The 22,135-nt window shown below is 59.6% G+C and carries 21 protein-coding genes and 1 pseudogene; 15 read left to right on the top strand and 7 right to left on the bottom strand.

The annotated features are described in order from the left end of the window. Positions 1 to 113 precede the first annotated feature (113 nt). Positions 114 to 869, top strand: a complete 756-nt coding sequence (locus tag U0023_RS07765) for a HugZ family pyridoxamine 5'-phosphate oxidase (protein WP_009490532.1) — start codon at positions 114 to 116, stop codon at positions 867 to 869. Between the two features lie 9 nt (positions 870 to 878). On the opposite strand, the gene U0023_RS07760 is transcribed toward U0023_RS07765, so the two are convergent. Both U0023_RS07760 and U0023_RS07755 read right to left on the bottom strand, forming a co-directional pair. Beyond that, positions 879 to 2,633, bottom strand: coding sequence for an adenylate/guanylate cyclase domain-containing protein (locus U0023_RS07760; protein WP_009490531.1), 1,755 nt, complete (start codon positions 2,631 to 2,633; stop codon positions 879 to 881). A gap of 175 nt (positions 2,634 to 2,808) precedes the next feature. Beyond that, positions 2,809 to 2,973: a hypothetical protein gene (locus U0023_RS07755; protein WP_009490530.1), complete on the bottom strand. Its 165-nt coding sequence runs from the start codon at positions 2,971 to 2,973 to the stop codon at positions 2,809 to 2,811. A 276-nt stretch (positions 2,974 to 3,249) separates the two neighbouring features. Between U0023_RS07755 and U0023_RS07750 the strand changes: the two genes are divergently transcribed. Then, positions 3,250 to 3,732, top strand: coding sequence for an Hsp20 family protein (locus tag U0023_RS07750; RefSeq protein WP_009490529.1), 483 nt, complete (start codon positions 3,250 to 3,252; stop codon positions 3,730 to 3,732). Between the two features lie 78 nt (positions 3,733 to 3,810). After that, complete coding sequence (locus U0023_RS07745) at positions 3,811 to 4,365, top strand: Hsp20/alpha crystallin family protein (protein ID WP_009490528.1); 555 nt, start codon at positions 3,811 to 3,813, stop codon at positions 4,363 to 4,365. Positions 4,366 to 4,556: 191 nt separating this feature from the next. On the opposite strand, the gene U0023_RS07740 is transcribed toward U0023_RS07745, so the two are convergent. From U0023_RS07740 to U0023_RS07730, 3 genes and pseudogenes are all read right to left on the bottom strand, one after another. Further along, the gene (locus U0023_RS07740) at positions 4,557 to 4,844 is read right to left on the bottom strand and encodes a hypothetical protein (protein ID WP_009490527.1); all 288 of its coding nucleotides are present in this window, start codon (positions 4,842 to 4,844) and stop codon (positions 4,557 to 4,559) included. Positions 4,845 to 4,909: 65 nt separating this feature from the next. After that, positions 4,910 to 5,356, bottom strand: a complete 447-nt coding sequence (locus tag U0023_RS07735; protein ID WP_245272910.1) for a PRC-barrel domain-containing protein — start codon at positions 5,354 to 5,356, stop codon at positions 4,910 to 4,912. 90 nt (positions 5,357 to 5,446) lie between these two features. Continuing rightward, a pseudogene (locus tag U0023_RS07730) lies at positions 5,447 to 6,892 on the bottom strand (DUF1254 domain-containing protein); the annotation flags it as partial. A gap of 332 nt (positions 6,893 to 7,224) precedes the next feature. Here U0023_RS07730 and U0023_RS07725 point away from each other — a divergent pair. The 7 genes from U0023_RS07725 to U0023_RS07695 all read left to right on the top strand — a co-directional run bounded on the left by U0023_RS07725 (position 7,225) and on the right by U0023_RS07695 (position 14,684). Next, positions 7,225 to 8,061: an APH(6)-I family aminoglycoside O-phosphotransferase gene (locus tag U0023_RS07725; protein WP_009490525.1), complete on the top strand. Its 837-nt coding sequence runs from the start codon at positions 7,225 to 7,227 to the stop codon at positions 8,059 to 8,061. A gap of 311 nt (positions 8,062 to 8,372) precedes the next feature. Beyond that, on the top strand, positions 8,373 to 11,006 hold the full coding sequence (locus tag U0023_RS07720) for a hemagglutinin repeat-containing protein (RefSeq protein WP_009490524.1): 2,634 nt from the start codon (positions 8,373 to 8,375) through the stop codon (positions 11,004 to 11,006). A 25-nt stretch (positions 11,007 to 11,031) separates the two neighbouring features. Further along, positions 11,032 to 11,337 carry a hypothetical protein gene (locus tag U0023_RS07715; protein ID WP_009490523.1) on the top strand — a complete coding sequence of 102 codons (306 nt, stop codon included), beginning with the start codon at positions 11,032 to 11,034 and terminating at the stop codon, positions 11,335 to 11,337. A 157-nt stretch (positions 11,338 to 11,494) separates the two neighbouring features. Then, entirely contained in the window at positions 11,495 to 12,145 is a 651-nt protein-coding gene (locus tag U0023_RS07710) for a hypothetical protein (RefSeq protein WP_154660992.1), read from the top strand. A gap of 5 nt (positions 12,146 to 12,150) precedes the next feature. Next, on the top strand, positions 12,151 to 12,465 hold the full coding sequence (locus U0023_RS07705) for a hypothetical protein (RefSeq protein WP_154660991.1): 315 nt from the start codon (positions 12,151 to 12,153) through the stop codon (positions 12,463 to 12,465). A gap of 157 nt (positions 12,466 to 12,622) precedes the next feature. Continuing rightward, positions 12,623 to 14,194 carry an endonuclease toxin domain-containing protein gene (locus tag U0023_RS07700; protein ID WP_009490522.1) on the top strand — a complete coding sequence of 524 codons (1,572 nt, stop codon included), beginning with the start codon at positions 12,623 to 12,625 and terminating at the stop codon, positions 14,192 to 14,194. Between the two features lies 1 nt (position 14,195). Further along, complete coding sequence (locus tag U0023_RS07695; RefSeq protein WP_083861338.1) at positions 14,196 to 14,684, top strand: contact-dependent growth inhibition system immunity protein; 489 nt, start codon at positions 14,196 to 14,198, stop codon at positions 14,682 to 14,684. A 424-nt stretch (positions 14,685 to 15,108) separates the two neighbouring features. Here the strand turns inward: U0023_RS07695 and U0023_RS07690 are convergent, their stop codons facing one another. Continuing rightward, positions 15,109 to 15,531 carry a transposase gene (locus tag U0023_RS07690; RefSeq protein ID WP_009490521.1) on the bottom strand — a complete coding sequence of 141 codons (423 nt, stop codon included), beginning with the start codon at positions 15,529 to 15,531 and terminating at the stop codon, positions 15,109 to 15,111. An 837-nt stretch (positions 15,532 to 16,368) separates the two neighbouring features. On the opposite strand from U0023_RS07690, the gene U0023_RS07685 reads away from it, so the two are divergent. The 5 genes from U0023_RS07685 (at position 16,369) to U0023_RS07665 (ending at position 21,631) form a co-directional block, all read left to right on the top strand. Next, entirely contained in the window at positions 16,369 to 16,608 is a 240-nt protein-coding gene (locus U0023_RS07685; protein ID WP_154660990.1) for a hypothetical protein, read from the top strand. A 108-nt stretch (positions 16,609 to 16,716) separates the two neighbouring features. Continuing rightward, entirely contained in the window at positions 16,717 to 17,208 is a 492-nt protein-coding gene (locus tag U0023_RS07680; RefSeq protein WP_245272899.1) for an antitoxin Xre/MbcA/ParS toxin-binding domain-containing protein, read from the top strand. A gap of 645 nt (positions 17,209 to 17,853) precedes the next feature. Further along, positions 17,854 to 18,384 carry a (2Fe-2S)-binding protein gene (locus U0023_RS07675; RefSeq protein ID WP_009490520.1) on the top strand — a complete coding sequence of 177 codons (531 nt, stop codon included), beginning with the start codon at positions 17,854 to 17,856 and terminating at the stop codon, positions 18,382 to 18,384. Then, positions 18,381 to 19,397 (top strand): FAD binding domain-containing protein, encoded by a 1,017-nt coding sequence (locus U0023_RS07670; RefSeq protein ID WP_009490519.1) that lies wholly within the window; start codon positions 18,381 to 18,383, stop codon positions 19,395 to 19,397. Before U0023_RS07675 ends, U0023_RS07670 begins: the two co-directional genes overlap by 4 nt. Positions 19,398 to 19,402: 5 nt before the next feature. Next, a complete protein-coding gene (locus U0023_RS07665; protein ID WP_009490518.1) occupies positions 19,403 to 21,631 on the top strand; it encodes a xanthine dehydrogenase family protein molybdopterin-binding subunit in 2,229 nt (742 codons plus the stop codon). 222 nt (positions 21,632 to 21,853) lie between these two features. Here the strand turns inward: U0023_RS07665 and U0023_RS07660 are convergent, their stop codons facing one another. Then, complete coding sequence (locus tag U0023_RS07660) at positions 21,854 to 22,117, bottom strand: hypothetical protein (RefSeq protein ID WP_009490517.1); 264 nt, start codon at positions 22,115 to 22,117, stop codon at positions 21,854 to 21,856. Positions 22,118 to 22,135 lie beyond the last annotated feature (18 nt).

Below are 22,135 nucleotides of genomic sequence, written 5' to 3'. Positions count from 1 at the left end.
GGACATGACGCGGAGCGGACAGGGCCAAGGTCTGGACTTCGGCCGATGAGCGCCCCTATGAGGCCTGATCCTCGGCGGGTATAATCCCGCCATCGAGGCCCGGAGGACACGAGATGGCGAAAGACCCGATTCTGCCCGTCGACGATGACGCTCGCGCCCTGGCCAAGAGGCTGATGCGCACGGCCCGCTCCGGCGCGCTCGCCACCAATGATGCGGAGAGCGGGATGCCGTTTGCGAGCCTCGTTCAGGTCGGCACGGATCTCGACGGCGCTCCCGTCATCCTCACGTCGCAGCTGTCCGTGCATACGAGGCTGATGGAGGCCGATCCTCGCTGTTCCCTGCTCATCTCCTCCATCGGCAAGGGTGATCCGCTGGCGCATCCGCGTCTGACCCTGCAGGCAACCGCGGAGCGCCTCGACCGGGAGGCGGACGAAGCAAGGAATATCCGCCGCCGGTACCTGCTGCAGCATCCCAAGGCCGAGCTCTACGTCGATTTCCCAGATTTCAGTTTCTGGCGCCTCAAGGTCTCATCCGGCAGCCTCAATGGCGGGTTCGGCCGGGCCTATCGCATGACGGCCGGGGACCTGCTCGCCGACATGTCCGAGTTCTTCGACTTCTACGAATTCGAAGCCGGTGCGATCGAGCACATGAACGCCGAGCATGCCGACGCAGTGGGGCTCTATGCCACTCAGCTCTGCGGTGGCCGCGAAGGGGCTTGGCATCTCATCGGGATCGATCCCGAAGGCATCCAGATGGCCTTGGGCGACGACATCCTGCGCCTGTCCTTCCCGAAGGCCCTGACGGGACCGCACGAGGTGCGCCCCATGCTCATTCGCTTGGCGAACGAGGCCCGGAGCATGGCTTCATAGCCATCGCGCTCACTCAGGAATCCCCGCGGCCTGGAGCGCATCGAGATAACGCTGGGCGAAGGTCTGGTCGCGCCAGGGGTTGATCTGTCTCTGCAGGCTCAGCGTATAGGTCGGGAAGGCTTCCATCAGGCGTTCCGCCGCCATCTTCGCCTCATCCAGGCGCCCAAGCCCAACGAGCGCCCCGATGACGACCCTGTAGGACGAGCCGTAGCCCGGCATCTCCCGCAGGGCGATTTCTCCCCAGTTCAAGGCTTCCTCGAACTGTTCGAGCATGAGGTAGCACATCCCGATTCCCGAAAGGGCGATGCCTTTCTCCGGGTCCAGAGGGCTCAGCCGCATCGCCTTATGGAAATGGTCGATCGCCACGAGCGGGCGGCTGGCATGGGTGTTGACCCACCCGCTGCTCGTATAGCTCTGGGCCGAGTTCGGGTTGAGCGACAGGGAACGTTCGATGGCGTTCAGGGCAGCCTCGTAATCCTTCGCGCTATAGGCGAGGACCTGGGCCGCGAAACGCAGGCTCGTCGGGTCGTCGCGCGCCTCCGACATCACCTCGCGGGCCATGCGGATCGCGACGCGGATATCGTCCGGCTCGTGCCAGCATTGGCTCACCGAGATGCTGCGGATATAGGCGCCGAGCGCCTTCGCCAGCGTGAAACCGGGATCGATGCTCAAGGCCTCGTTCGTGAGCCTGCGGACATCGGCGAAGCCCTCACGGGTCATTTTGTAGAAACAGGGCAGGGCGCGCAGGTACAGGTCATAGGCTGTGACGGATGTGGTCGGCTTGTTGTGGGCCTGCCGGATCTCCTCGAGCCGGATGCTGGGTTCGACCGCCCCGACGACGCTTTCCGTGACCCGGTCCTGCAATTCGAAGATGTCGCTCATGTCGCCGTCGAATCGATCGGCCCAGACATGGTGCCCGGTCATGCCGTCGATCAGCTGACCGGCGATCCGGACCCGCGATCCCGCCTTCCGGATGCTACCCTCCAGAACGTATTGCACGCCGAGTTCACGAGAGACCTGCCTGACATCGACGGCACGGCCCTTGTAGGTGAACGAGGAGTTCCGGGCGATCACGAAAAAGGACCTCACCCGGCTCAAACCCGTGATGATGTCCTCCACGAGGCCGTCGGCGAAGTACTCCTGCTGCGGGTCTTCGCTCAGGTTGGCAAAGGGAAGCACGGCGATCGAAGGCCTGTCGGGAAGTGACAGGGGCTTGGCATGGTCGGAGCTCGTCGAAGCGACGGGGCCGGGCTTCAGGGAATAGGCCCTGACCGGCTCCTCCATGTTCTTCACCCGTTGTGGTCCGAGATCGGAGAATGACAGCGGCAGGAGCTTGCGCACGTAATGATAGGCCGTTTCCGACACGCAGATCGATCCCGGAGGCGCCAGCTCCTGCAGCCGCGCCGCCACATTGACCCCATCGCCGAGGAGGTCGCCGTCCCGCACCATGACGTCGCCCACATGCACGCCGATGCGGAACCGCAGGCTTTGGCTTCCGGGCTCCAGGCCGAGCCGTTCCTGGATCTCGACGGCGCATTGGACGGCATCGACCGCGCTAGGGAATTCGGCCAGGAGGCTGTCCCCGGCCGTATTGGCGATGCGCCCGCCATTCTCCGAGATGAGCCCGTCCATGATCGCGCGATGGGCCGTCAGAATCCGGAGGGTTCCGACCTCGTCGGCCTCCATGAGACGCGAATAGCCTGCCACATCGGCCGCCAGGATAGCGGCGAGCCGGCGCTCGACCCTTTGCTTCTGCGGATTCATTCCATCCTCAGGGCATCGTCTCGGCTTCATTCTGCGGCCGTTTGGGAAAGTCGTCCAGTCGGCCAGGATGACGGGTGCCCGGCGATGCTCTGCTCGGAACGGGCTCAAGGTCGCGCAGCTTTGCCGGAGGCGGCTCCACGTCAGGCGAAGGCGGATCGGCGTCCGCGTCTCGGGATCACGAGCTCACCCCTTCGTCGCGCTTTCTCTCGCAATCCCGCTTCGGGGTCTGCTGCGGCGCCTGTTGCTGCTGAGCGACGATCTTGTTGTCATGGAAGACATCCGTCGCATGGGACGGAACGGCGAAGGCTGTCAGGACGGCAAGGGAGAGAATGCGAAGCATGATCTGTCTTTCCTTGGTCGAAGCACCCGGATGCTAGCGCATCTTACGGAAAAGTGGATCCGGTTTTCCGCATGACGCCTTCTCCGAAGAACGCCGGGGCGGCGCGGGCGCCAGCCGGGTTGAAAACCATCCCGTTCGTGTTCTTTGCACCTCTTGAAATCCTGAAATCCACTTCCTACCATCAATATTGCCGAGGCCTTTCAAAGGCTTGGCATGGCGGGCGCCGGCGGGTGTCCGGCGCTCTCACGTCCATGTTGCTCAATGGAGGATATGGTGATGAGATCAGCTTTCGACTTTTCCCCTCTGTACCGCTCGACGGTCGGCTTCGACCGCCTGTTCGACATGCTCGACCAGTCCGCTCAGATCGAGCCCATGACCAATTGGCCGCCCTACAACATCGAGAAGGCGGGCGAAGACCAGTACGTCATCACGATGGCCATCGCGGGCTTCTCTCCCGATGAGATCGAACTCACCCAGAAGGAGAGCCAGCTTCTCGTATCGGGCCAGAAGAAGGGCTCCGAGGAGGGCAAGCAATATCTGCATCGCGGCATTGCGACTCGAGCCTTCAGGCAGACGTTCAACCTCGCCGATCATGTGAGGGTCACGGGCGCAAGCCTGGAGAACGGCCTCTTGACGGTCGACCTCAAGCGCGAGGTGCCGGAAGCGCTCAAGCCGCGCCGGATCGAGATCGCGACCGGCTCCGGAACGGCGCAGCTGGGCCGGCATCCGCAGCAGATCGAGCACGGCAAGGCCGCCTAGAATTCGCTGAACCGACGAAGGGCGCCGGCCGCGTGCCGGCGCCGCACCCATCGGCTTTGAGTGAAGGAGGAAGATACCATGAACATGCGTGATCTTATTCCCTGGGCTCGCAATCAGCAGATGGTTCCGGGCCGCTACCGCGACGAGGGGGATCCCTTCATGATGCTCCATCGCGAAATGAACCGGCTCTTCGACGATGTTCTGCGCGGTTTCGATACGCCCTTGCCCGCCGGCGCGAACCGGCCCGCAGGCTGGCCGCAGATGGAGGTCGTCGAAACCGACAAGGAGGTCCGGGTCTCGGCGGAGCTGCCGGGCCTCGAGGACAAGGACGTCGAGGTGCTGATGCAGGACGGCGTTCTGACCATCCGCGGCGAGCGCAAGTCCGAGATCGAGGACAAGGAGCGCGCCTTCAGCGAGCGTTATTATGGCCGCTTCGAGCGCCGAATTCCGATGGCCTGGGATGTGGACGAGGACAGGATCGACGCGAACTTCCGGAACGGTGTACTCATCGTGACCCTGCCGAAATCACGCGAGAGCCGTCCGCAGGTGAAGCGCATCGCGATCAACAGCGCCGGCAAAGAGACTAAGCACCGGGATGCGAGTTCCGATCAGAGCGGTGCGGCGAGGACATGAGCTGGCTTCGCCGGCGCGCGGGACCATGGCGATGCCGGTAATTGGACCCGGTCGGCCGCAAAGGCCGACCGGTGATTCAAATCTCCGGTGAACTGAATGGGAACGGCCATAATCGGGTCGATCCCCGGCCTCTTCGTGAACGCGCCGACCGCGACGTTCCCGTTCAACGCGAATGTGCGGCGATGGGGCGGTCAGAGATCGTCGTCGGGTCCGTCCGCGCAGCGATAGCCGACAAAGCACTGGGCCGTATCGTCGCTCGGAACGAAGGCAGGTTGGGGATATTGATCGACCTGGCAGTAGCGGGCATCCCGCACGAAGCGGCCATAGGTGTATTGCCCAGTGCTCAGGACCACTGCGCCGCGGGCGCTCACCAACGCGCGGTCGGCCGAGCACGGGCGGCCTGTGGTCGAGGGGCCGACCTGCGCCAGGGCGCCTGTCGTCAATACGGTCAACGCGAGAGCAGCAGTCAGTCGGATCATGATGGCGCCTCCATGCGCTTGTCGGTGAGCGGGGCAGGACGGAGGGACCACCCTCCGCGTCTCGCCTAAAGCATCGGACGTGAAATCGAACCCATGTCCGATGCTGTCCGTTTGTGTCGTCTCATCTCGCATCGTTCGACGCAGGAAACCGGTTCCCGCTTTTGCGTTCGATGCTTTAGTCGTTGCTGCCCCCGCACGAAGCGCGGCATGGCTTCCAGCGACTGCCTGGTCGCATTCGGCAGCACGATCTCGCCGTCTTTCAGCGTGAACTGGCTGACGGGCACCGCCGTCAGATGCTCCCCAAGATCGAGCAGGCCCCCGGTGCCGACGATCGCGTAAGTGGCGACCTTGTCGGGCGCCACGATCAGGTCGGTGACATGCCCGACCCGCTCGCCGTTGTCGTTGTAGATCTCACGTCCGAGAATCTGGTTCTTCACGCTGTAGCCGCTGTAGAGCGTCCGCACGTCGACGACGGCGACGCCGACGGTCGAAGATCCCGCAACGGGTCCCATCCCGGCGCTGCCGGTCGTTGCCGGGATGGCGGCGCTCGTCGGCGTCGATGCGAGCTTATTCTGATCCGCCGCCGTCAGCCGTTCCTCGGCCCGCTCCACCTTCGGCGGCTTCCAGGTGCCGTTCAGGATCGAGGGAGAAGTCTCCTTGGGCCAATAGAGCCGCAGCATCAGGTTCATGTCGCCCGTCGGAGCCGGCAGCCAGTTGGCCTCCTTGCCGGATCCGGGCGACTCGTTCTGGAGATAGAGGTCCACCGACCCGTCCGGGTTCGGCGTGAGCTGGTGGCGCTGGCTCAGAGTGTAGCGGTTGAGGGGATTGGCGACGAAGAAGAAGTTCGCATCGTACATGGTCAGAGACCAGAAGCCGTCGACGGGCGGCAGTTGGCCCTTGTCGAAGTGGATGACGTATTTCTGGTTCCCGGTCAGCTTCCGGCCTGCCGAATCTACACTCGTGGTGGGATAGACCGCATCCTGGGGCAGGTTCGCGCCGAGCCCAAAGGCCGCGACGGTGGCGCGCTTGCCATAGTCGGTCCCGTAACGTCCCAAGCTCGTCGCGACCATCCAGCCGTTCTGGATAGATCCCATGTCGCGAATTCCACCGGCGATTTCCTCCCAGCCGGCCCGGTGAGCGCGCTCCACCCCCTTGGCGATCTCGGGATCGAGCTGACCTGTGTCGAAGGCGCGCCCGGGCACGATGCCGATCTTGGCCATGCGGGCGAGCATCGGAGCGTCCTCCGCCGGGGGCGGATTGTCCTTCATCAACTGCGCCAGCAGGTTGAAGTAGGGACCGGGCTCCATCCGGTTGACCTGCTTACGCACGGCCGTTTTCATGTCGATGTTCGGGTCCACCTTGCCCGACGGTGGGGTGTAGGGCTTGCCATAGGCGCTGAGCGGCACGAGCTTGATCTGGTCCTGCAGCCCCCAAACGGCCTTGTAGTCTTCGGGCGTGCCGGTGGAGTAGATACGACCAAGGATCCAAACCAGATCGGTCGGCGACTTGATTTCCCTGACACCATCGGGCAGCGCGCCTTTCCAGCCCGGGCCGGTGACGGCATAGGTCTGGGGGCCGGTGCCGCTGGTACGCTTGCCGGGATCCGCGATGATGTCGGTCCAGCCGGAGAGCATCGGGAACAGGTAGTAGCGCCCATTCATGTCCGGCAGCGACAGCACATAGGGCTCCTGGCCGACATCGATGAAGCCGGATGTGTAGAGAGTGTCGGCATTCGGGGCCGTCACGTCCCGATAGGCCGCCGTCGGATACTCGCGCAGGCTGACCAGCTGGCCCATCGGCGTGCGGGTTCCGGTCGGCTCGGCCACATTCGTAATGACGCGCCGGGTCATTTCCATGGTGACCAGCGGGTAGCCATAGACATAGGCGTCCTTGGCGATGGCGAAGGCTTCCTGCTCCTTCAGACTGGCGGCGGACAGCGTCGGGCTGGCCTCGGCGAGCTGGGCCCAGGCGGGACCCGTCCCGAGGGAGGTGAGGGCGGTCGCCATCAGGGCCGCCGCAGTGATCCGCGCCAATCTTGAATGGGTCATAAGGCAGGCTCCTCTCGCGTCAGGTGGGACGGCAATCGATTCGCCATTGTGAATCACCGGAGCAGGCCTGCTTGACCGAGCGGGACGCCACTTGACGCCTTGGGACATTGGAGTGCGGGTGGCCGTCAGGGGCGGATGACACGATGCCGGACGTATGTCCGGGACGGGCCATGCCTTTCCGGTCAAGAGGGCCTTCGGACTTGGCGTGTCCGGTCACCTGCGTCTTCCGCTGTTCCGGATCGGGAAAGCGGGAAATGCAGGTTACTTGCAGTTATTGTAGTGGACGTCCGGTTCGGCGCGGGATCCAAGTGGACCACTTGAGGAGAGTTCCAATGGATGTTCATGCCGTCCTTCCGCTTAATCTCGAAGGGTTCCTGGAGGCATGGCGCTTGGTCGCCGGCGGCCCTCTGCTCACGACGCGTTCCAGTTGGGTTCTTCCAGTTCTGCACGAGGGCTCGCCCGCGACGCTCAAGGTCGCCCGCATCCCCGACGAGCAGGCGGGCTATCGTCTCATGATCTGGTGGGATGGCCAAGGCGCCGCCAGGATCCTCGCCTCGATGGCGGATGCCCTGCTTATGGAGCGGGCTACAGGCACCGGCAATCTCGCCTTGATGGCTTGGTCGGGCCAGGATGACGAAGCTTGCCGGATCCTGTGCGATACGGCGGCTCGATTGCATGCACTCCGGCGTGGCTCGGTCCCGGAGTTGCAACCGCTGGAGGCTTGGTTCCAGCCGCTCTTCCAGCTCGCCCGGGAGCACGCTGTACTGGTGCCCGCGGCCGAGACCGCGCGCCAGCTTCTAGCCACTCCGTGCGCGGTCGGTCCGCTCCACGGCGACCTGCACCACGAGAACGTGCTCGATTTCGGTGAGCGAGGGTGGCTGGCTATCGATCCGCATGGCCTGCTGGGCGAGCGAACCTTCGACTATGCCAACATCTTCACGAATCCCGATCTCAGCGATCCCAGTCGGCCGCTCGCTACCTCGCCAGGCCGGCTTCGGGCCCGGCTGGACGTCGTAATCAGCGCGACCGGGATTGAGCCGGAGCGGCTCCTTCACTGGATTGTTGCGTGGACGGGATTGTCCGCCGCTTGGTTCATCGGCGACGGCGACGACAAGGGTGCTGCCATCGACCTCACAATCAACGCGATGGCTCAGGGTTTACTCAGCTAGCCAATTTACCAATCGGCCCCTTTCAAGAGCGGTGCGCTGGAACCAGACCTCGACCGAAGGCTCGCAGTTGTCCAGGATTCCAAATAGGATAGTACCCCATTCATCCAGGCGCTTATCCGCCAAGTGGTGGTCTTTGCTACAGAATGCCGCTTTGATGAATCCTTGGCACATAAGCCTCGACCGCTCATGCAGTCAGAAGCTGCGCGAAGTGAAGAGTCCAGGAGGCCTCCGCCCTGCAGGTCGGAGGCCTCCTGAGCGCCAAGGACCTCTTCATCGAGACCAAGAAAGACTTGATTAATCGGGGCGGCAGCATGCTCGCATCCGATTCCCTCTCGCTGAAGGCGGGCGGCAACATCCGCATCGAGGCGCAGACGGTCACGAACAACGTCTACGCCGGCAACACCAAGAACTGGACCTTTACCGCGGATATCAGCCACGTAAGCGGCCTGGTCTCTTCCGGCGGCAACCTGGTAATGAAGGCCGATAAGAAGCTCGACATCCTCGGCTCTACCGTGACGGCCAAGGGCGATGCGCTGCTGGTCGGCAAGAAGGGCGTGACCGTCGCTTCCGTCCTCGACCAGCACGAGGTGATCGGCGGCGGTAAGAGTGGATTCCTGTCGAAGTCGAGCTACAGCTCGTCCGATGTCACCCTCACGAACCTGAGCTCCGTGGTTTCGGCCGGCAAGAGCCTGACCGTGCGTTCCGAGACGGGCGATATCACGGTGGCGGGCAGCCACCTCATGGCCAAGAAGGACCTTAACGTTCTCGCAGGCTACGATGACGAGGGCAATGCTGTCGCGGGCTCCAAAGCCTCGGTCAAGGTGCTGTCCGTGCAGGATGTGCAGAACACCGCCTTTTCGCAGAAGAAGAGCGGAGTCGGCCTGTTCTTCACGGGCAGCGGGGTCGACATCTACCACTCGACGAAAACGGCGAGCACGACCTCGGAGATCCGGAACGTCGCCTCCTCGCTGAGCGCCGACGGCAACGTCACGGTCAAGGCCGCCCGCGACATCAAGGTAATCGGCTCGGTGGTCGCCGCCCAGGAGTATGTCACCCTCGATGCCGGGCGCGACCTGATCGTCGGCACGGGTCTGGATGCAAGCGCTTCGGCGTCGTCACGCAAGGAGAAGGGCATCGGCCTGACCTGGTCGGGCGGCAATGGCGGCTTCAGCATTGGGTCGGGCTACCACGCCTCGAGCCAGTATTCCGCCTATGACAAGGTGTCGGTGGCGCGTTCGCTCATCAAGGGCGACAAGGGCGTGTCCGTCACGGCGGGTGACGACATCGTCATGACGGCGGCCAGTGTGATCTCGCAGGGGCATGTGAGCCTGGAGGCCAAGGACGATATCAAGCTGCTGGCCGGCTTGAACCGGGAAAGCTCGTACCAGAGCTCGAAGGAGATGTTCGCCGGCATCACGCTCAAGGTAAGCCAGAACGTCACCGGCGCAGCACAGCAGCTGCAGCAATCGGTCGGCACCTTCACCTCGGGCTATGGCGGGACGGGCTACAAGATCCTGGGCCAGGTCTCCGGGGTGCTGCAGGCGACCGACGCGCTCAAGAGCCTGACCAACCCGACGGTAAGCGCCAGCCTGATGCTGGGCGCCTCCGGCTCGTCCTCGTCGAGCCAGGCGGTGGCGTACAACGCGGTGCCGACCACGATCAAGGGCGGCTCTCTCAGCATGACGGCTGGCGGCAACGCGCATCTGGTCGGCACGCAGATCGACGTGAAGAAGGATCTCACGTTCGACGTGAAGGGCAACCTGACCGTGGAGAGCGCGCAATCCTATGCCGAGGCGTCGAGCAAGGCGAACAGCTGGAATGCGGGCGTGGGCGTGTCCGGCAGCCTCGGGGCCTCGGGCGGCGGCCTCGGCATCACCGTGGAGGGCGGGTTCTCGAAGGACAAGTCGAAGAGCTGGAGCGAAAGCCAGCTTAACGCGCATCTGACCGTGGGCGGGACGGCGACGATCAAGACGGGCAACAACGCCACCTTCGAGGGCGCTGTGGTGAAAGCCAAGGACATCGATCTCGATGTCGGCGGTAACCTGACGGTGGGCTCGCGCCAGGACACGGCGCACAGCGCGTCGTCGTCGGTGAACGGCTCGGGCTCGGTCACGGTCGGAATCGGCGGCGGGCCGTCCTCCGTGTCGGTGTCGGTCGGCGGTGGCAAGAGCACGTCGGACCGGGCCTGGGTGAGCGAGCAGTCCGGCCTGTTCGCGACGAACAAGCTCGACGCCTCCGTGAAGGAGCACACGCAGCTCAACGGCGCGGTGCTGAACTCCGACACCGGCCAGCTGTCGCTCGACACCGCCACGCTCGGCTACAGCGACATCAAGGATTCCGACAAAGCCACCTCGGTCAGCGGGCAGGTGGGCGTGACACTCGGCACGCAGACCCTGCCGAACGGCCAGGCGCCGACCAGCACGGGCGTGAACGTGTCGGGCTCGTACGCCAGCCACGACATCGAGCAGGTGACGCAGGCGACAGTTGGTAATGGTACGATCGTCATCCGCGACAAGGACAAGCAGAAACAGGATGTCAAGGACATCAATCGCGATGTCGACAAAGCGCAGGTGATCACCAAGAATGTTAGATCGGGCGTTGACCTATACGCGTCGTCTGCTGCGGTTGAACATGTTGCGCATACCATCAAAAAGGAGGCGATAGGGGCAGCTGATTTGATAAAATCCCTGCAGCAACTTGGGCAGGGCTTTTCGGATAAGGATCCCACAACCACTGGATCGGTCGCAGAGAGATTGGAAGCTCTGGGGGGAGGGAAGCCCATCCAGAGGAATACCCCTAAAGGTGCAGTTCAATTCATCTTTCCGAACGGGATGGTAGTGCGTTTTGATCTACAGCCGGGGCAGTATTTGCAGGGGCAAGTTCCGCACATTAATATCGAGTGGCCGGGCACGGGTATCAATGAACACATCGATCTTAAGCCATGAGTTGTAGCAGATTTGGAGCCTCATAATGCCAAGGTATAATTACAATGCTTTGAACACAGTTGCGAGAAAACTTGTAGATGAACGTAATTTCAGAGATGCTCTTAAAATATATTTTTTCATGATTGATGGCGACTCAACGCTTGAGGCCGGATTTTACGGCGAAAGAATTGGTTATTGCTATGAAAAGCTGGGTGATCTTCATGCTGCCAAATACTGGTACGGCAGGGCAAGTGAGGAGAATCCTGTTATTGAAGTTTATAGAAAAGCAAGAGAAAGGCTGGAACATGTCGGGATCGATGACTTGATCAAACCGAGCGAATACACGAGGTGATAAATAGGCTGATGTTCTCTCGTCCTCGACCCCGCCGGTTGGCGTTTGAGGGCGGCGGGCTTGGGGTCAAGAGTATCTAGGACTTCAAAACGGCCAGACGCCGACCAGCACGGGCGTGAACGTGTCCGGCTCGTACGCCAGCCATGATATCCAGCAGGTGACGAAAGCCACCATCGGCGAGGGCACGATCACGATCCGCGACAAGGACAAGCAGAAGCAGGATGCGGCTATGATCAACCGCGAAGCTGGTTCAACTCAGATCATCACGAAGGAAGAAAAGGCAGGAGTAGAGGTACATCTGTCATCTGACGCACTTCAAGAACTTGCGACTGGTTTCAAAGGTATACGTGAAAACATTGAAAAAATAGCCGACAAAAACTTTACCTCAAGCGCTGCCATCCCAGATGACGTAAGTAACGCTGTAGGGAAGGGCGATATCGGTGGTCTTGATCTGGCATATGCTGTAATGCAGATGTTACTTGACCCCTCTGGTCTGGGCGATGAATTCAGCGGCACTATTAAGTCGACGGCATCTATTTGCGCAAAGAGCGACGCCTGTGTGGAACAGTCAAGAGATATAATGGATCGCTGGGAGGCTAAACTTTCAGAGAATCCAGATTTAGCACAATATGCACAGATAAAAGGAGAGAGAGGCTTCTCGGGAAGTCCTAATGGGACTGATAATCCTTTCAAACACCTTAGGCCTCATCCGACAGATCCGACCAAGGTCATTTATATCCACCCCCAGACAGGGAAGAAGATAGTTAAGCCAATGCCACCCGGCTTCCCAGGTGGTAACAAGGATTAAATAGAATGCCTAATGTTACGAAAATTTTGGCCGGGCACCCTTTGGTCGGACGTTGGCGTACTGAAGAAGATGATGCCAGGACAGAATATGAGATATCTGCTGATTTAGATGGCCTAAAAGTCACCGGCCGTGACTATATTGACGGGGAGGATTATGAGATAAGTGATGTAAAATGGACCAAAAATCTCGTTGAGTTTAAAACCCATATGCCATCAACAGGTAGAAGAGGACATATTGTTTTGAGTTATGTAGAAGCAATGCGATGCGTAACAATGACGTTTACTTTCACCGATACATGCATGGCGTATAAAGTAGTGTAAGATTTTCGTTTGCAGGGGTGAGTCGATTTACCGAACCTTAACTGCATCAATAAGAGAGCAGGTCTGGTTGAACGGCGTAGCTCTCGACACCGCCACGCTCGAATTCAAAGGCATCTAGGACCGCTGCACGGGCATCTCAATCAACGATTAGGCGGAAGTGACGCTCGGCACGCAGACCCTGCCGAACGGCCAGACGCCGACCAGCACGGGCGTGAACGTGTCGGGCTCGTACGCCAGCCACGACATCGAGCAGGTGACGCAGGCGACGATTGGGGCAGGCACCATCACGGTCCGCGACAAGGACAAGCAGAAGCAGGACGTCAAGGACATCAACCGCGATGTCGATGAAGCGCAGGTCATCACCAAGAATGAACGCGCGGGCGTGCAGGTCTATGCATCAACCAATGCGGTCCAGGAGATCGCATCCGGATTCGAAGGCATTCAAGCAAATATCCGAAACTTCGAAAATCTTCCCAATAATGTCAGAAATGGCATTGATCAGCTTGCGGCAGCAGGCGGAGCGCTTGGAAAAACGGTAGACAAGGCACTCGGCGGAATCCTGAGCCAACTCGGCAGCCCGAATGCTTCACGTGTCGGTGCTGCGCTGAACAGCGGGGAGCTCGACTACAAGGCCCTCGCGGCTAGCTTGTCGCATTGCGGCCAACAAAGCTTCAACCTGCACGACCTGCTGTTCACACCGGCGTATGCCAGCGGAGGCTGTCCGGTGCAGTTGAGCACTGGCGAGACCGTTTATCTGAGCAAGAGCGAGCAGGATAGCTGCTGGTATGCAGCCGGGAAGGTGGCTTTAGGGATCTTAGAGCGGAGTACAATCGGGAGCGGCGCAGCCTCCACCGGATTTGCAGCGGGAGCGCTTGCTGCGGCCGGAAGTGACCTCCGGGCGATGGGAGATCTCGGGGCTTATGCCGTTGCATTGACCTATGGTGCCGACGACCCGCGCCGCAAGGAGGCGGAGCAGTTCTTTGGGGCAATGCGCGATCAGGTTGTGACCATGCTCAAAGACCCTGCCGGCACGCTTAAGGGTGCGGCAGTCGAAGTGGTCAATAGCGTACAGGATAAGGCTATCCTGTACGCGCAAGCTTCAGCGCAAGGCGATTATGTTGCCATGGGGCGCATCGAAGGCGAGCTGGCATATGAAGTGGGGTCAATCATTGCATCTGGCGGCGCGGGCGGGGCTCTTGGCAAAGGAACGCTTAAAGTTCTCAAGTCCGCAGTCCCGAAGATTGCTGAGGCGGCTGAACTCGGCTTGGGCAAAATCTCGCTCAAAGGAACAAAAATTCTTGACGCCAATATCAAATGGGGTGGAGAGATTCTCGAACAGGGTATGCCTTGGAAGGACTACTTGGCAGGACAACTGCCAAAAGGCTCCAGGCTCCCTGCTAATTTCAAGACATTCGACTTCTTCGACGAAGCAAGCGGCGTTGCCACAAGTGCAAAGACCCTAGACACGATGACGGCTGCGAAGCTCGCGGATCCTAAGCAGGTGTACTACTCGCTGAAGGCCAATATCGATGATATGGCAAACTATAATAAAACGTACAGGTTAGATAACAGAAGCGTTGATCCTAATCATATTGAGGTCCGTCAACTTCAAGTGGCCGTCCCAGCAGGAACCACATCAGCACAATGGGAGCAAATCAACAGAGCAGTCGAATACGCAGCTGGCAACAATATGCAAAGCGTTAAGCTAATAGTGACTGTGGTGAAATAAGATGAAAAATGTCAAACCCAAAAAATGGTCTGTTGCATATAAAACAGCAGATTTTATTTCAATCGTGACCCATTCTGGTTATAGGGGTTCCGCAATTGAGATAGGGCGTGCTTATTGTATAGTTCCAGCGACTATTAACGAGAGAGATCTCGGTATTGCTGCCCAAGAATGCTTGGGCAAAAGCAGGTTTTTGTCACTAGAGCAGATTCCCGATTTTTTTGAGCTTGGTCGGCTTAAAAGAGATCATGATCTATGGATTGACGAGCTGATGCAGAAGCATGGCTTTAAAACGAAAAGAGCATTATTCAAAAGCATGCTGAGTTGCAACCTAACCATTTCAGATGATGTATTAACAATCGAGCCTACGGTTCACGAGAAACTTGAAGGTTGGAGCGGTCGGGGAGAGGAGGAAACTATCGTGCTTCCAGCGGACAGTTCTCCGGGCGAGGTCGGAGCAGCAATTCGAGCTGCCTTTGAGCGCTGTGCTTAGAGTTCGTTTAGACACTTGGACCGGCTTCCAATTGCCTATTTGAGACACTTTGTACCGAGTCCTCGAACTAAGGGCGCCCCAACTTAAAAGTGGTCCGACCGCAAAGCTGTTGCGATCGAACCTATGTATGCTGAATAGTGCGTAACTTATTGCCAGAATTAGTTTTTGCGAAGTCCTTCGCATTAGTGACGAAATTTAGCGTTTAATGCGAAGGGTTTCCGATTATTTCTGACGGTACCCAAAGTGGATGTACGAGACACCATAAGTCAGACTCTGTTTGCAGCTTCCTCCTAGGGAAGTACGCATCAAAACTCTGACTCTGATTCCAGAGAAAGCTGACTCAAAGTGGCCGCCATGACATAAAAGCCTGACTCAAGCACATTATGTGTCTTAGTTACACGCTTCGCCGCATTAAGTTTGAGGCTCAATATTGCGTATCAATCAGCAGATGGTGCTTGCGAGCCTTGACCTTCTTGGCGCCATCATAGCCACGCGGTCCGTCCATCTCAGTAGTCTTGACTGATTGGATGTCGAGGATCGCGGCTGTGGGCTGCGAATTGCGGCCGATCCTGCAGCGGTCACTCTCGCGCAGAACCTTGGTCACGTGCTCCCAGGTGCCGTCCTCGCGCCACTGGGCGTAGTGGTAGAAGATGGGGCATCGCGGAGGGTACTCATGCGGCAGCAGCCGCCATTGAGCGCCGGTGCGCAGCAGGTAGAAGATCGCATCGACGATGCTCCATAACGGATAGATTTGTCGCCGCCCAGCCGGATGTCTGCAGAGAATAAGGGGCGCGAGCAGCGCCCATTCGGCATCGGTGAGATCGCTGGCATAGAAACAGGAATCCATGGCAGGGCTCCTGGATCGTCAAACAGCCCACATCCGCGGCAGCGGCCAGCACCAAAACTATGTTGAATAAAACACTTGTACCGAGCAATAAGATTGTTCGTCAGCCTCTTAATCATGATAAATAAATAGGTTGATATCTGTTGAGAGTGCAAACCAGTTCTGTTTATGTTGCCGAATTAAAAGCAAATCAACATGCCAATTATTTCGGAACTACAGGTCTGAAACTTTTGGAGTGGGCAATAAATAGATAGCAAATGGATTTGCGGAGATCTTTATGCTATCTTTTCTCAGAGTGAGCGGTTCGGGTTTAACGGTGCTCTTTTGGATGATGGTGCTCGATCATAGTCGCCCGGAGATAGCTTCGTTGACCCAAATGTGTGTTTGAGCACTACTCCGCAGTGAAACAGATCGATAGGTGGAGCCATGGACTCCGATTTCACCACCTCTCCGGAGCTATGCAAGAAAATAGCCGAGCAAGTCCGCTTGGCTCCAATTGGGGGCTCCCTGGATGGTCGTCTATTGCCGACTACTACCACGACAAGGATATCGCATTCAGCTTCCATGGCATTGAATGTAGTGCAACCTCGATTGCTGTTCATCCAGATCGACGCTTTGATGGTCGGGCCCGTGTCCTGATGCATTATACTGCAGTCTTCCCGGATGGATTCCAGACCTTGGGCTCTCAGACGTTTCCGGGGATGGTTTATGGACGGGTTGATCCCAGAGGGGAGATCCACGTCGAGAGTTTCCGGTTTGGAAAAGATGGCAGGATTCCGCCAGAAGGTATCCCTGGCTGAGTACGCGGGAAATTCGTGAAGCTGAACGTTGGAGGACCAAGTGATCCGTTCTTACGACAGTGAAGACCATTGGTCTGAATTCCAGCCACTCGATCCCTCTATCATGGCGCTTGTTCAAAGGCTAGCGGGCTGCGGCTTACTCCTGAGTGAGATCGAAGATGTGATCAAACGTGCCTTGGCAGATAAGCTATCGGAAGTAACAATGGTAGCCGACGGGTACGATGACAGCGCCATATCTGTCCTTAAAGGTCTGCCATCGGGTAGAAAGCATCGTCATTGATTGCTGTTGCCACAAGCGTAATTGCGTTCACTTCAGCAGAGGTTGTTGGCTGCCACATGAAGTTTTTAACCGTCGGCTGCTTCCCGTGACCAGTTGCTAGAGGCCAGCATGTACAAGTCGCCGCTTTTCTTCGGCATTGTCTTTCCTGCCCTCATGGTGCTTGCCGGCTGGTCGGCATATCGGGCAGGGCACCTCAATGGGTTTTGGTTTCTATATTCCGTTGTAACGCCTTCTCTTGTCTGTGCTCTGGGATGGTGCGCCGTCGTTCTCAACGAGATTGCGATGAGGCGAGAAAGGCAGAGAGAAAACCATAGTCTGCGGGATCCTGGGCTATCTCGAGATCAACAAGCACTGTCGGCTGCTATACTCGAAGGTCACAATCCACCTGACAAGAGCAGATCAGATCGGTTCACAGATGCGATTGAAGTCATCAATCTGGTTATTCCCTGGGTAGGCTCTACGGCACGTGCAGTTGCCTGGTACCGGACACGGCCTCTGCCCGGTCTCGACGGACAGACGGCGGAGCAGCTGGTCAACCAAGGGCGCGCTGAAGCTGTTAAAGCTCAGTTGGCTCGCATGTCACCTATAAACCTGCTGTAGCTGCCGAGCCGCGGAGGAATTCGATCTGTGACGCAGGCATTCTACAGGAGTACGACTTCGATTAGCCGGAACCTCTTCCATTGAAGGTGCAACTACCCAGCAGAGAGTCTAGCCTCACTTCTGAAGATAGGTACTTATCAGAAGTGAGCGCATGGTGCTGGATTCGTGCGGAGTAAGCGAACTCGTGGGCCTGTTCGGTATCGTTGCCGTGCCGAAGAGCAGCGAGACCAAGAGGTTAACGAAATCTTAACGATGGCGGCTGGGATCCCGATCGTCTGAAAGGCTGGGCAAAGCGGACATTCAGACCGCGGGGCTCTTGGTCGCGAAATGACCCGAAGCCGACTCCAGCGGCAAAGCCCAGCCTGGCAATTAAGAGGATATGGAGTATCGTTTTCTGAAGCCTACAACTTCGGCGAACTGGTGATACACGGTCTCGAGACTACCTCAGGGAGCGCCACAGGCCTTCTCCCAGACAAGGGTGACATTGATCGCTCCTGAGCAGCCTGACATCGATGTGACGGTGCCTTGACTTCACCGTGTGGTAGGCAGAATGTAAATCAATGGTAGCGTGATCCGGAGCAGGATCCGTACGACCTCTCCGCCACACCGCGTAAAGTGACAACGCCGTCTGGTTGGACGATCCCCATGGACAAACCCTTGCGAGAGGCCCGAGAGGGCCAGCACAGCCTTTCACTGCCCCCAAAGGTTACAATCACGCTTCATGTCAACGGCGTGGCGCGCACGCTGACCGTTGCCCCATGGACGACATTGCTCGACGCGCTGCGTGAAGATCTGGATCTGACTGGCACCAAGAAGGGCTGTGATCACGGCCAATGCGGCGCCTGCACGGTGCTCGTGGATGGACGCCGGGTGACGTCATGCCTCGTCCTCGCGATCAGGCTGGAGGGCGCTCAAGTGATCACCGTCGAAGGATTGGAGAAGGATGGTGCCCTGCACCCGGTGCAGCAGGCCTTCATCGACCATGACGCCTTCCAGTGCGGCTATTGCACGCCCGGCCAGATCATGTCGGCCGTTGCTTTGATCAGTGAGCGGAGGGCGCATAGCGCTGACGAGATCCGCGAACTGATGAGCGGGAATATCTGCCGCTGCGGTGCGTATCCCAGGATCGTCGCGGCGATCCAGCAGGCCATGGCTGTCATGGGGGGCAAGCCATGATCAACTTTCAATTTTCCCAAGCGACCGACGTTGGCGACGCTCTCCGACAGATCGCAGCCGATCCGGACGCCAGCTTCATCGCAGGGGGCACCAACATCGTGGATCTGATGAAGTACGATGTTGAACGCCCCGGGCGGCTCATCGACATCTCGCATCTGCCTCTCAGGACTGTCGAGGAAGCTCCGAGCGGGGGCCTGAGCATCGGTGCGCTCGTGCCGAACAGCGACTTGGCCTACCATCCACTGGTCGAAGCGCGCTATCCCTTGTTGTCGAGCGCGATCCTGGCGGGTGCGTCGCAGCAATTGCGCAACATGGCATCGACCGGCGGAAATCTGATGCAGCGCACGCGGTGCCTGTACTTCTATGACACGGTGACCCCATGCAACAAGCGCGATCCCGGCAGCGGCTGCTCTGCAATCACAGGCATCAACCGCATCAATGCCATCCTTGGGACGAGCGAAGCCTGCATCGCGACGCATCCGTCCGACATGTGCGTCGCGCTCGCGGCGCTCGAGGCTATGGTGCATGTCGCAGGGCCATCCGGGGAGCGCGCGATCCCCTTCGCCGATTTCCATCGCCTGCCAGGCGATACCCCGGAGATCGACACTAACCTCGCGCCGGACGAGATCATTGTCGCCGTCGAACTGCCGCCTAAGGGCTTCGCTGCCAACTACAGCTATCTGAAGATCCGGGATCGGCTGTCCTATGCATTTGCACTCGTGTCGGTCGCGGCGGCCCTGGAGTTCGAGAATGGGCGCATCAAGGAAGCGCGGCTCGCACTCGGCGGCGTGGCGCACAAGCCCTGGCGGAGAACGGAAGCCGAAGCGGCCTTGCAGGGCGAGGCTCCTGATCGTGAGGCTTTTGCCAAAGCAGCCGACATCCTGCTGCAGAATAGCCGTGGCTTCGGGCACAACGATTTCAAAATCGGCCTTGCCCGTCGTGCGATCGAACGCACCTTGACTCAGGCCGCGCGTGGCACGCCTCAAGTCCAGGCCATCAAGAAGATCCGGTGACTGTCATGACCTATATCGGCACCGCCACATCCCGCGTCGATGGCCATGCGAAGGTCACGGGCGCGGCAAAATACGCAGCAGAACCCAAGGCCGCCGACCTTGCACACGGCAGCGTCGTCACATCAACCATCGCCAAGGGCAGAGTCGCGCGCATCGACGTGAGCGATGCCTTGCGGGTCGACGGCGTGATCGACGTACTTACCCACACGAACCGGCCTCGGATGGCCGACGGCGACAGCGGCTATAAGGACGATTTGGCGCCAGACGGTTCGCCGTTCCGGCCTCTGTACGATGACGCGATCCTGTTCGACGGTCAGCCGGTGGCGCTGGTTGTGGCCAACGATCTGGAGACCGCCCAGTTCGCGGCGTCCCTGGTTCAGGTCGACTACCACGAGGAGCCGCACGTCACGGACATGCAACGCCAGCGTGATGTGGAATCTGTCTTGAAAGCTGCTGCGGAACCCGGCTCGAGCCCCTTCGCCCCACCAAAGCCGCGCGGCAACGCCAAGGCAGCACTCGCGGCAGCGGCCGTGCGCCATCAAGGCGAGTATTCCGTCCCGATCGAGCATCACAACCCGATCGAGCTCTATGCCTCGACCGTGATGTACGAGCCTGATGGCAAGCTTACCGTCTACGACAAGACCCAGGGCGTTCAGAATGTCCAACGCTATCTCTGCGGCGCGCTCGAGCTCGCACCGGGCAGCGTCCGCGTGCTCTCGCCCTTCACGGGCGGAGCGTTCGGCTCAGGGTTGCGGCCGCAATATCAGGTGGTGCTGGCCGCCTTGGCGGCGCTCGCATTGAAGCGCTCCGTACGTGTCGGGCTCACCCGACAGCAGATGTACGGGCTCGGCTATCGGCCGGCCATGATCCAGCGGATCGATCTCGGTGCGAAAGCCGACGGAACTCTGGAGGCGATTTCGCACGACGCGGTCACCGTGACCTCGCAATACGAGCACTTCTACCGGCAGGAGACCGGCTGGTCCGGCCTGCTCTATCGGTGCCCTAATACGACATACGCGCACAGGCTCGCGCCCCTTGACCTTCCAAGCTCGTGCGACATGCGTGCACCAAGCGCGGCGACCGGCGTTTATGCTCTCGAATGCGCCATGGACGAGCTCGCGGTCGCGCTCGGACTCGATCCTCTCGATCTGAGATTGCGTTGTTATTCGGACCGGGACCAGATTGCAGACCGGCCCTACAGCAGCAAGAACCTGCGGGAATGCTATCACAGAGGCGCCGAAGCGTTCGGCTGGGACAAGCGCAACCCTGAGCCGCGCTCGATGCGCGATGGTAGCGAGCTGGTGGGCTGGGGAATGGCGACCGGCGTCTGGGAGGCATTGCAGGTGCCGGTCGCGGTGCGCATCGTGCTCACCGCCAACGGTCACGCCGAGGTGTCCTGCGCAACCTCCGATATCGGCACCGGCACTTATACGATCATGGCTCAGGTCTCTGCCGACATGCTGGGCCTTCCGATCGAGAACATCAGCGTCAAGCTCGGCGACTCGACGCTGCCGCAATCACCCGTCGAAGGAGGGTCATGGATTGCGGCGTCGGTTGCCAATGCGATCGTGACGACCTCTGGTGTGATTCGCAGCGAATTGCTGAACCTCGCCAAGAAGGCGCCGAATTCGCCACTTTCGGACGTTGAGCCCGATGACGTCCGGCTCGCTGACGGCAAGATCGTGGGCAACAAGGACCCGGCCCGTGCGGTGTCGATTGCGGACGCCATGCGGCAGGGCGGAATCGATCGCATCGAGCGGGAGGAGACAACGCACTTTCCCAAGAACGAAGCGCATTCGCACAACACGCATTCGGCCGTCTTCGCCGAGGTCAAGGTAGACGAGGAACTCGGGGTTATCCGGGTTACCCGCGTCGTCAATGCGGTCGCTGCCGGGCGCATCCTGAACACCAAGACTGCCAGCAGCCAGATTCTGGGCGGGGTGGTATGGGGCATCGGCATGGCGCTGCACGAGGAAACGCTCCTCGACCACACCTTCGGGCGCGTCATGAATGCCAACATCGCGGAATACCACGTGCCGGTGAACGCCGACATACACGACGTCGAGGTGATTTTCGTCGACGAGCCGGACGGCACCATCAACCGGCTCGGCATCAAGGGTTTGGGCGAGATCGGCATCGTCGGCGTTGCCGCCGCGATCGCCAATGCGGTCCATCACGCGACCGGGAAGCGTGTACGCGACCTGCCCATCACGTTAGATAAGGTTTTCCAGTAAACCAGAAGGGCGGCGGAATTATCTCAGGCGCGCCCCGTGTCCTACTTGAGACATAGTCCGTTCCCGAATCTGCGTCGTCCCGTCAGCTACGGAACGTCCGGTAATGGCACCAAGCGGAAGTACACCAAATGTCGGTGATGCAGCGATAACCGGACTTTGGGCAACTGCCGATTGCCTGAGATCATTCGCTCTGTGCAGTTTGGACACGCGCCTTTCCCATATCTATTCGCCGCCATGTCCCGGGTCGGGCATCGGTATGGAATGGACCTTCTGATGGTAGTGGGCCCCGTCGCCGATCAGGATCTCGGCGAGTCCATCGATCTCCTGCACCACGCGATCGATCTGACGGTATTCCGGGCCGCCGATCGGGATATCAGCCAACGTCCGCGTGAGGAGATGGCGAGTCGGACGCAGGGACTCCAGGAGCCTGTCGGCAACCTCCCGAGTCATGAGGCGCCGGGACTTTCTCGAATGACCGCGTCGCATGGGATTGGATCCTCCGGG

Origin of the sequence: Microvirga lotononidis (genome assembly GCF_034627025.1) — a bacterium.
Taxonomy (GTDB): domain Bacteria; phylum Pseudomonadota; class Alphaproteobacteria; order Rhizobiales; family Beijerinckiaceae; genus Microvirga; species Microvirga lotononidis.
The sequence above is the reverse complement of the archived record's forward strand: the minus strand, read 5'-3'. Positions and strand labels throughout refer to the sequence as shown.

Bases quoted from the DNA above. Each gene is read 5' to 3' on its own strand.
- U0023_RS07765 (WP_009490532.1), top strand. From the start codon at position 114: ATGGCGAAAGACCCGATTCTGCCCGTCGACGATGACGCTCGCGCCCTG.
- U0023_RS07760 (WP_009490531.1), bottom strand. From the start codon at position 2,633: ATGAATCCGCAGAAGCAAAGGGTCGAGCGCCGGCTCGCCGCTATCCTG.
- U0023_RS07755 (WP_009490530.1), bottom strand. From the start codon at position 2,973: ATGCTTCGCATTCTCTCCCTTGCCGTCCTGACAGCCTTCGCCGTTCCG.
- U0023_RS07750 (WP_009490529.1), top strand. From the start codon at position 3,250: ATGAGATCAGCTTTCGACTTTTCCCCTCTGTACCGCTCGACGGTCGGC.
- U0023_RS07745 (WP_009490528.1), top strand. From the start codon at position 3,811: ATGAACATGCGTGATCTTATTCCCTGGGCTCGCAATCAGCAGATGGTT.
- U0023_RS07740 (WP_009490527.1), bottom strand. From the start codon at position 4,844: ATGATCCGACTGACTGCTGCTCTCGCGTTGACCGTATTGACGACAGGC.
- U0023_RS07735 (WP_245272910.1), bottom strand. From the start codon at position 5,356: ATGGGACCCGTTGCGGGATCTTCGACCGTCGGCGTCGCCGTCGTCGAC.
- U0023_RS07725 (WP_009490525.1), top strand. From the start codon at position 7,225: ATGGATGTTCATGCCGTCCTTCCGCTTAATCTCGAAGGGTTCCTGGAG.
- U0023_RS07720 (WP_009490524.1), top strand. From the start codon at position 8,373: ATGCTCGCATCCGATTCCCTCTCGCTGAAGGCGGGCGGCAACATCCGC.
- U0023_RS07715 (WP_009490523.1), top strand. From the start codon at position 11,032: ATGCCAAGGTATAATTACAATGCTTTGAACACAGTTGCGAGAAAACTT.
- U0023_RS07705 (WP_154660991.1), top strand. From the start codon at position 12,151: ATGCCTAATGTTACGAAAATTTTGGCCGGGCACCCTTTGGTCGGACGT.
- U0023_RS07695 (WP_083861338.1), top strand. From the start codon at position 14,196: ATGAAAAATGTCAAACCCAAAAAATGGTCTGTTGCATATAAAACAGCA.
- U0023_RS07690 (WP_009490521.1), bottom strand. From the start codon at position 15,531: ATGGATTCCTGTTTCTATGCCAGCGATCTCACCGATGCCGAATGGGCG.
- U0023_RS07680 (WP_245272899.1), top strand. From the start codon at position 16,717: ATGTACAAGTCGCCGCTTTTCTTCGGCATTGTCTTTCCTGCCCTCATG.
- U0023_RS07675 (WP_009490520.1), top strand. From the start codon at position 17,854: ATGGACAAACCCTTGCGAGAGGCCCGAGAGGGCCAGCACAGCCTTTCA.
- U0023_RS07670 (WP_009490519.1), top strand. From the start codon at position 18,381: ATGATCAACTTTCAATTTTCCCAAGCGACCGACGTTGGCGACGCTCTC.
- U0023_RS07665 (WP_009490518.1), top strand. From the start codon at position 19,403: ATGACCTATATCGGCACCGCCACATCCCGCGTCGATGGCCATGCGAAG.
- U0023_RS07660 (WP_009490517.1), bottom strand. From the start codon at position 22,117: ATGCGACGCGGTCATTCGAGAAAGTCCCGGCGCCTCATGACTCGGGAG.